This is a genomic window from Halonatronum saccharophilum DSM 13868 (assembly GCF_000517025.1).
Taxonomy (GTDB): domain Bacteria; phylum Bacillota; class Halanaerobiia; order Halobacteroidales; family Halobacteroidaceae; genus Halonatronum; species Halonatronum saccharophilum.
On sequence record NZ_KI912095.1, the window covers coordinates 36,079 to 44,997 of the forward strand.

Below are 8,919 nucleotides of genomic sequence, written 5' to 3' on the forward strand. Positions count from 1 at the left end.
AATGTCCGGGGCTTAAGCTCATCACCGAAACTACGGATTGTTTTTTGACAATGGTAGGGGAGCATTCTATAAGGATTGAAGCAGTACCGTAAGGAGTTGTGGACTTTATAGAAGTGATAATGCCGGTATGAGTAACGATAAGATAGGTGAGAATCCTATCCGCCAAAAGTCTAAGGTTTCCTGAGGAAGGCTCGTCCGCTCAGGGTCAGCCGGGACCTAAGCCGAGGCCAAAAGGCGTAGGCGATGGACAATCGGTTAAAATTCCGATGCTACCTCCTTACCGTTATAAGTGATGGGGGGACGCAGTAAGATAAGCCAGCCTGTTAACGGTTATTACAGGTTGAAGCACGTAGGAGGATCCTTTAGGTAAATCCGGAGGATTGTAAACTCTAAAGTGTGATCTGGAACTTCTACGGAAGTGAAGTGGTTGATTCTACACTGCCAAGAAAATCCTCTAGCAAGGTAAGTGGTACCCGTACCGTAAATTGACACAGATAGACAGGAAGAGAATTCTAAGGCGCGCGAGAGAACCTTCGTTAAGGAACTCGGCAAAATAGCCCCGTAACTTCGGGAGAAGGGGTGCCTCATTAGAGTGTATGCTCGAAGAGGTTGCAATGACTAGGCCCAAGCGACTGTTTACCAAAAACACAGGTCTCTGCTAAGACGCAAGTCGATGTATAGGGGCTGACGCCTGCCCGGTGCTGGAAGGTCAAGGGGAAGTGTTAGGTGTATACTGAAGCACTGAACTTAAGCCCCAGTAAACGGCGGCCGTAACTATAACGGTCCTAAGGTAGCGAAATTCCTTGTCGGGTAAGTTCCGACCTGCACGAATGGCGCAACGACTTGGGCACTGTCTCAACGAAGGACTCGGTGAAATTGTATTACCTGTGAAGATGCAGGTTACCCGCGACAGGACGGAAAGACCCCGTGGAGCTTTACTGTAGTCTGATATTGAATTTTGGTACCATATGTACAGAATAAGTGGGAGGCATTGAGATCGGCACGCTAGTGTCGGTGGAGTCACAAGTGGGATACCACTCTTATTGTGCTGAAATTCTAACCATGTGCTGTGATCCAGTGCTGGGACAGTTTCAGATGGGCAGTTTGACTGGGGCGGTCGACTCCTAAATTGTAACGGAGTCGCCCAAAGGTTCCCTCAGTGCGGACGGAAATCGCACGAAGAGTGTAAAGGCAGAAGGGAGCTTGACTGCAAGACATACAGGTCGAGCAGGTACGAAAGTAGGGCTTAGTGATCCGACGGTAGAGAATGGAATTGCCGTCGCTCAACGGATAAAAGTTACCCCGGGGATAACAGGCTTATCTCCCCCAAGAGTTCACATCGACGGGGAGGTTTGGCACCTCGATGTCGGCTCGTCACATCCTGGAGCTGAAGCAGGTTCCAAGGGTTGGGCTGTTCGCCCATTAAAGTGGTACGCGAGCTGGGTTCAGAACGTCGTGAGACAGTTCGGTCCCTATCCGTCGTGGGCGTAGGATATTTGAAGGGATCTGTCCCTAGTACGAGAGGACCGGGATGGACATACCTCTGGTGTACCAGTTGTTTACCAAAAGCATAGCTGGGTAGCTAAGTATGGATCAGATAAACGCTGAAAGCATCTAAGCGTGAAACTAACCTTAAGATGAGATATCCCATAGAATTAATCTAGTAAGATCCCTGATAGACTATCAGGTAGATAGGCCAGAGGTGTAAGAGTAGTAATACTTTTAGCTGACTGGTACTAATAGATCGAGGGCTTAATCTAGATAAAAAAGGTAATCTATTTGTGCAGTTTTGAAAGTATAAAAATAGTATTGACATTTAATAATAAAAGATATATTATATTAGATGTTGCAAATACTTTTGTACTAACAAAATAAATATAATTCTGGTGATAATTGCGGAGGGGCAACACCTGTTCCCATTTCGAACACAGCAGTTAAGTCCTCCAGCGCCGATAGTACTGCAGGGGCAACCTTGTGGGAGCGTAGGTCATTGCCAGAATAAAAAAAACCTTATTGTATATATTAATATATACAATAAGGTTTTTTCGTTATATAAAGAAGAATTTTTCTATAGAAAGGGGAGAAAGAGATTAATATTGATAATGCTATTAAGGGGCTGTTATTTTCAATTTTATTGTTAGTATTTATTGTTATTCTTATTATAGTATTTTGTATGTTTTACTTTTTAACTAATAATTTAATTAGGGGAGCAAGAGAAGTAGAATAGATTGCAGTTATAGAGATTGATGGTCCTATTCTTGGATCTGCTGGTAAATCAGAGAGGATAATGAGAAGTATTAATCAAAGTAAAGATGATGATAACATAAGAGGGCTTTTATTAAGAGTAAATAATCCTGGTGGAAGTTCTGCTGCTTCTGATGAAATATATCGTTAATTATTAAGATTTAAAGAAAGTGGTAAGCCTATTGTCGCTTCTATGGGGGATATAGCAGCTTCAGGTGGCTATTATATATCTGCAGTAGCTGATAAAATCTATGCAAGCCCTGCAACTATTACTGGTATCATAGGTGTTATAGATTTTATAGAATTAAAAGAGTTATATGAAAAACTAGGAATCGATAATATTACAATTAAGAGTGATCTTTACAAAGATATAGGAAGTCCAGCTAGAGAGATGATGAAAAAGAGATTTTTAAAGAAATTATAGATGAAATTTATGATGGATTTATTGAAATTGTTGCTAAAAATAGAGAAATACCTAAAGATGACTTAAGAGAAATTGCTGATGGAAGGATCTATACAGGTTCTAAAGCTTAGGAGTTGGGGTTAATAGACAAAACAGGGAATTCATATGATACTTTAGAATAACTGCAAGATTTAGCGAATGTTGAAGATAATGTATATATATTTAACATATTATGGTAGAGAGAGTTTATTAGATAGAATAATTATGGGGGTTCAAGGTAGTATAATGGAAAATTTATTTAATAAAATAGTTTATAATGGGGAAAATATAGTCTATTTTTAAATTAAAGCTCTTGCAAATTTGAAAGTAGTATTGTATAATGATTTTAAATTAATTAAATAAAGTCAAACATTATGAATAGGAATAGTATCCTTATCTTTTTATTAGAGAGAATCAGCGGTTGGTGTGAGCTGATATAAAAAGAAAGGAGAATCCACCTAGGAATGGTTAGTGAATAGAAGCTAAATCGGTTATGACTCCGTTATAGGTCATGAAAGCGGGTTATGCAAAAGTAACCAATTAGGGTGGCAACACGGGTAAATAAACTCTCGTCCCTAACAATCTAATATTAGATTGTTAGGGACGAGAGTTTATTCTTTATAAAAATCTTAAGAGTATTGAGAAGGGAGTAAAAAAAGATGAAAGAGAAGAGAACTTTAATGTTACCTGGGCCAACACCGCTTCCGCAAAAGGCTAGGATAGCTGGCGCTAATCCTATGATTGGTCATAGAGAAAAGGAATTTGATCTATTAATGGAAGAGGTAGTTGAAGGCTTAAAGTATGTATTTCAAACTGAAAATGATCTTTTAGTATTAACTTGTTCTGGTACTGGAGGTTTAGAAGCTTCATTATCAAATACCCTTTCAAGGGGCGATAAGGTATTATCACTTTGTACGGGTGCTTTTGGGGCAAGGTATGCAAGTATTGCTCAAAATTATGGACTTCAAGTAGAAAGGCTTGACTTTCCTTGGGGAGAAGCAGTAGATGTAGATAAAGTTAAAGAAAAATTAGAAGAAGATGATGAAATTAAGGCTATCTTAATGACACATAATGAAACATCAACTGGGGTAGTAAATAACCCTAAACCTATTGGAGAATTAGCCAAAGAATACAACACACTACTTTTAATTGATGCTGTCAGTTCTTTAGGTGGAATTGAGTTAAAGACTGACCAATGGGGAGCAGATGTTGTAGTTACTTCATCACAAAAGGCTTTGATGACTCCACCAGGATTGGCTTTAGTAAGTGTAAGTCCTAAAGCTTTAAAGGCTGGTGAAAGCTCAGATCTACCGAAGTTTTATTGGGATTTCAAAAGGGCCAAAGATCGTTACGATAACAAATCTCAGACACCATCAACTCCAGCTATTTCTGTTATGTACTCCCTTAGAGAAGTGTTAAAGGAGATTAAAGAAGAAGGTTTGGAGAATGTATTCAAACGGCACAAAATTGTTGCTAAAGCAATTAGAAGGAGTATGGAAGCAATAGGATTAGAGTTATTAGTAAAAGACGAAATTGCTTCTAAAACAGTTACTGCAGTTAGGCTACCAGAAGAGGTATCTTATCAAAAGCTAAATAAAAGGTTAAAAGAACGATATAATGTTTATATTACAGGTAGTAAAGGAGAATTACAAGGTAAGGTGTTTAGAATAGGTCATTTAGGTAATGTAAGTAGGTCTGATATACTATCTACTATATCAGCTATTGAATTAACATTAAAAGATTTAGGATTTGATTTAGAGTTAGGTTCAGGATTAAAAGCAGCCCAAAAAGTATTCTATGAGGAGGAGAGAAGATAATGAAGGTACTAGTTAGTGATACAATTTCTCAAGCAGGTATTGATATCTTAGAAGGAAAAGGTATAGATGTTACTTATAATACAAGTTTATCTTATGAAGAATTATTAGAAGAGATAGGTAACTATGATGGGATAATTTTAAGGAGTATGACACCGTTAAATGAAGAAGTCTTAAGTCATGCTACGAATTTAAAGGTAATTGCTAGAGCGGGATCTGGGTATGATAATATTGACGTAGAAGCAGCTTCTAAAAAAGGGATTATAGTATTAAATACTCCAGGACAAAATAGTGTCTCTGCAGCTGAACAGACAATGGCATTGATGCTAGGTATATCTCGCAATGTAGCACAAGCCCACCAGGCTATTCGTGAAGGTATCTGGGATAGAAAGAAGTATATGGGGGCAGAGTTGAATAAAAAAACTTTAGGAATTATTGGTTTAGGTAGAATTGGTGGGTTGGTAGCCAAAAGGGCTAAAGGTTTTAATATGAATGTTATTGCTACAGACCCTTACATTCCATCATCAAAGGGTAAAAAGCTAGGGGTAGAATTAGTAGAATTGGATGAGTTATTAGAAAGATCTGATTACATTACCTTGCATACTCCACATACTGAAGAGACACATCACCTTCTAAGTGATGAGGAGTTTTCTAAAATGAAGGACGGTGTTAGAGTACTTAATGTAGCAAGAGGAAAGAATATCGATCATAAAGCTTTGTATAAAGCACTTAAAGAAGGTAAAGTAGCTGGTGCTGGAATAGATGTTCATGAGGAAGAACCATTGGATGAAGATTATATATTATTAGAATTTAAAGATAAAGTAATAGTTGCTCCACACTTAGGTGGTACAACTGTAGAAGCTATGGATAATGTATCTATTGATGCTGCTAAACAGATGCTAATGGTCTTTGAAAATGGTTTCCCAAGGACACCTTTAAATATACCTACATTAAAACCTGATGATATGGATAATATTAAACCATATATATCGTTAGCTGAGAAACTAGGAAGTTTTTATGCAGGGTTAGCTGAAGATCGAATTGAAGAGATTGAAGTTGTTTATCAAGGGGAAATAAGTAATTATGATTTAAATCCTTTAACTACAGCTTTAATACAAGGAATATTAAATCCGATATTAGATGAAAATGTAAACTTAGTAAATGCCCGTTTAGTTGCTGAAGAAAGAGGAATTACAATTTCAGAGACTAAAAGTACTAATAGTAAGGTATACTCTAATTTAGTTACTTTAAGGGTTAAAAATAATGGAAATGTAAGAGAGCTAGCTGGAACTGTATTCAATGATAGTGATTTAAGAATTGTAGCCATTGATGGATATGAAATTGACCTTATACCAAAGGGAATATTACTAGTGACTAATCATACTGATCAGCCTGGTATAGTAGGTAAGGTAGGTTCAATGTTAGGAGCTAATAATGTTAATATAGCAAGTATGCAACTAGGAAGAAATAAGGTTGGTGGACGGGCAATAATGGTATTAAATATTGACCAAGAGATTGGAGAAAGTTTAAAAGAAGAGATAATGGAGATTGAAGGTATGACAGGGGTATATGTACTTGCGTTATAGTTGTTAACTTTTAAAGGGGAGGATTTTAATGTTAGACTTAGGTTTTATAAGAGATAATATAGATTTTATTAAAGGGACACTAAAGAATAGAGGAACTAAAGCTCCAATTGATGAATTTACTGAAGTTGATAATAAAAGAAGAGAGCTGATTCAGGAGGTTGAAAGGTTAAAGCAAGAACGCAATGAGGAGTCTTCTAAGATTGGTTTATTAAAGCGTGATGGTAAACATAAAGAAGCTCAAAAAATCATTGATAAGATGGGCCAAGTAGCAGATAAGATTAAAGAATTAGATGAAGAGTTAAAGGGTTATGAAGATCGACTAGAAGAAATTATGCTACAAATTCCTAATATCCCCCATCAAGATGTCCCAGTAGGTAAGGATGAAGATGATAATATCTCTATAAGAGAGTGGGGAGAGGTAAGAAATTTTGATTTTGAGCCTAAAGCTCATTGGGATTTAGGAGTTGATCTAGATATATTAGATTTTGAGAGGGGGGCAAAGGTATCAGGTGCTAGATTTACCTTCTTAAAAGGCTTAGGGTCTAGATTAGAAAGAGCATTAATTAGCTTTATGCTCGATGTTCATAGATCTGAGCATGGGTATGAGGAAGTATTTCCTCCTTTTATGGTTCATAGAGATAGTATGTTGGGAACGGGCCAACTTCCTAAGTTTGAGGAAGATGCCTTTAAAGTAGAAGGAACAGATTATTTTCTAATACCAACTGCTGAGGTTCCAATAACTAATATGTATCGCGACCAGATATTAGATTCTGATGATCTACCTATCTACCATGTGGCTCACAGCGCTTGCTTTAGGGCAGAGGCAGGTGCCCATGGAAGAGATACAAGAGGTATTATCAGACAACACCAATTTAATAAGGTTGAGATGGTTAAGTTTGTAAACCCTGAGGACTCTTATAAAGAGCTAGATAAATTGGTAGATAATGCAGAGACAATTCTAAAGAAGTTAGGCTTACCTTATAGAGTGATGAGCATGTGTACTGGAGATTTAGGTTTTACAGCAGCAAGGAAGTTTGATATTGAGGTTTGGTTACCAAGTTATGAAGATTATAAAGAGATATCTTCTTGTAGTAACTTTGAAGACTTCCAAGCTAGAAGGGCCAAAATTAAGTATAGACCAGAAGCAAATTCTAATGCAGAGTTTGTTCATACTTTAAATGGATCTGGATTAGCAATTGGAAGAACTGTAGCTGCTATCTTAGAAAACTATCAAAATGAAGATGGTAGTATTACAATCCCGGAAGTATTAAGACCTTATATGGGTGGGGTAGAGAAAATTACTGAATAATAAAAAGTATAAGAGAATGGTGTTAACACCATTCTCTTATACTTTTTTTCTTTATTAACTTGACAATTAAAGTCTAATATATTATAATTACATTTGTGCTAATATGGAGGGGTGTCCGAGTCCGGTTTATGGTGACGGTCTTGAAAACCGTTGTGCGTTTGCGCGCACCGTGGGTTCGAATCCCACCCCCTCCGCCAAAAATGCAATTGATAGTTGATAATTGATAGTTAATAGTTAACTTCAAAAGATTCAAGTTCTTTATTAATTTATGGTTTTAACTATAAACCACAAATTATCAACTGAATTAACGTGGAGAGGTACCCAAGTGGCTGAAGGGGCGGGTTTGCTAAACCTGTAGTAGGGAATTATCTCTAGCGAGGGTTCGAATCCCTCTCTCTCCGCCATTTATTCCAAAAACATTTTTTAGATATATGGTGATCATCCTGGAAGGGATGTTTTTTTATATTTGAATTATCTTTAATAAATCTTTAAAAGAGGAGTTTTGCTTTTTTATAAAGAAAACTAAGAGGTATGAGGGATATTTATAGAAGATTAAAGTTATTATATAGATAGCAGGTTTTATAATAACTTTTAGATTATGATAGATATTTTATTTTTCTCAAGAGCATTCAGTTTTTTAATTATAGCTTGAATTTTGGATAAAATAATTAGGGAGGGCATCTTATGAAAGGAAATAATATACCCACAGCCGTTATTAAGAGGTTGCCTAAATATTATCGTCATTTGGATAGACTTTTAGAAAAAGGTGTGGAGAAGATATCATCTCGAGAATTTGGAGAGATTGTAGGAGTTTCAGCACCACAATTAAGGCAAGATTTAAATCATTTCGGTAACTTTGGTCAACAAGGATATGGATATAATATAGAAAAGTTATATAAAGCACTAGCTAAAGTTATAGGTATTGAAAAGAAGAGTAGTATGGTTCTTGTAGGTGTTGGGAACTTAGGTCAAGCTATAGTTAATTCAACAGATTTTGAAAGGCGAGGTTTTTATCTTTCGGCTATCTTTGATGTTAATCCTAGATTAATTGGTCTTAAGATTAATGATATTGAGATTAGGGATATAGATAACCTAGGAGATTATATTAAAGATAATCAAATTGATATTGGAATTATTACTGTACCTGAAAAGGGTGCACAGCCTGTTGCTGATATAATGATTGATAACGGGGTTAAAGGTATTTGGAACTACGCTCCTGTTGATCTAAATTATCCTGAAGGTATAGCAGTTGAAAATGAACACCTTACAGAGGGGTTATTACGGCTTTCCTTTAAGATAAAAGAAAAAAGATAGTTTTTTTACAAAAAAAGTAATTTGACTACCTTGGTTAGTTGTGTTAATATTATAGATGTGCTTGAGAGAAGTTATGATTTTTAATTGATTATAATAATCGATTAAAAATTCTTGACAAGGTTTGTGATTTGTTGTATAATGATCTAGCAACTTAAATATGGAGGGGTGTCCGAGTCCGGTTTATGGTGACGGTCTTGAAAACCGTTGTGC

General features: G+C 36.4%; 4 protein-coding genes, 2 tRNA genes, 2 rRNA genes, 1 pseudogene and 1 other annotated feature (1 of these 10 only partly in view). All 9 genes and pseudogenes read left to right on the forward strand.

The window, feature by feature from the left end:
* A 23S ribosomal RNA gene (locus tag HALSAC_RS17380) occupies positions 1 to 1,760 on the forward strand; it begins 445 nt to the left of the window's first position.
* Between the two features lie 122 nt (positions 1,761 to 1,882).
* Positions 1,883 to 1,999: ribosomal RNA gene (rrf, locus tag HALSAC_RS0107265) — 5S ribosomal RNA — on the forward strand.
* A 438-nt stretch (positions 2,000 to 2,437) separates the two neighbouring features.
* Positions 2,438 to 2,778, forward strand: a pseudogene (locus HALSAC_RS16420) (S49 family peptidase).
* 273 nt (positions 2,779 to 3,051) lie between these two features.
* Positions 3,052 to 3,266: a binding site (T-box leader), on the forward strand.
* 79 nt (positions 3,267 to 3,345) lie between these two features.
* Positions 3,346 to 4,503: a pyridoxal-phosphate-dependent aminotransferase family protein gene (locus HALSAC_RS0107285; protein WP_027339719.1), complete on the forward strand. Its 1,158-nt coding sequence runs from the start codon at positions 3,346 to 3,348 to the stop codon at positions 4,501 to 4,503.
* Positions 4,503 to 6,086, forward strand: a complete 1,584-nt coding sequence (serA, locus tag HALSAC_RS0107290) for a phosphoglycerate dehydrogenase (RefSeq protein ID WP_035571501.1) — start codon at positions 4,503 to 4,505, stop codon at positions 6,084 to 6,086. The genes HALSAC_RS0107285 and serA overlap by 1 nt, the downstream gene beginning before the upstream one ends.
* A gap of 28 nt (positions 6,087 to 6,114) precedes the next feature.
* Positions 6,115 to 7,395, forward strand: coding sequence for a serine--tRNA ligase (gene serS, locus HALSAC_RS0107295; RefSeq protein ID WP_027339721.1), 1,281 nt, complete (start codon positions 6,115 to 6,117; stop codon positions 7,393 to 7,395).
* A gap of 105 nt (positions 7,396 to 7,500) precedes the next feature.
* A tRNA-Ser gene (locus HALSAC_RS0107300) sits at positions 7,501 to 7,592 on the forward strand.
* Between the two features lie 114 nt (positions 7,593 to 7,706).
* Positions 7,707 to 7,799, forward strand: a tRNA-Ser gene (locus HALSAC_RS0107305).
* 280 nt (positions 7,800 to 8,079) lie between these two features.
* Positions 8,080 to 8,709: a redox-sensing transcriptional repressor Rex gene (locus HALSAC_RS0107310; protein ID WP_027339722.1), complete on the forward strand. Its 630-nt coding sequence runs from the start codon at positions 8,080 to 8,082 to the stop codon at positions 8,707 to 8,709.
* Positions 8,710 to 8,919: the final 210 nt, after the last annotated feature.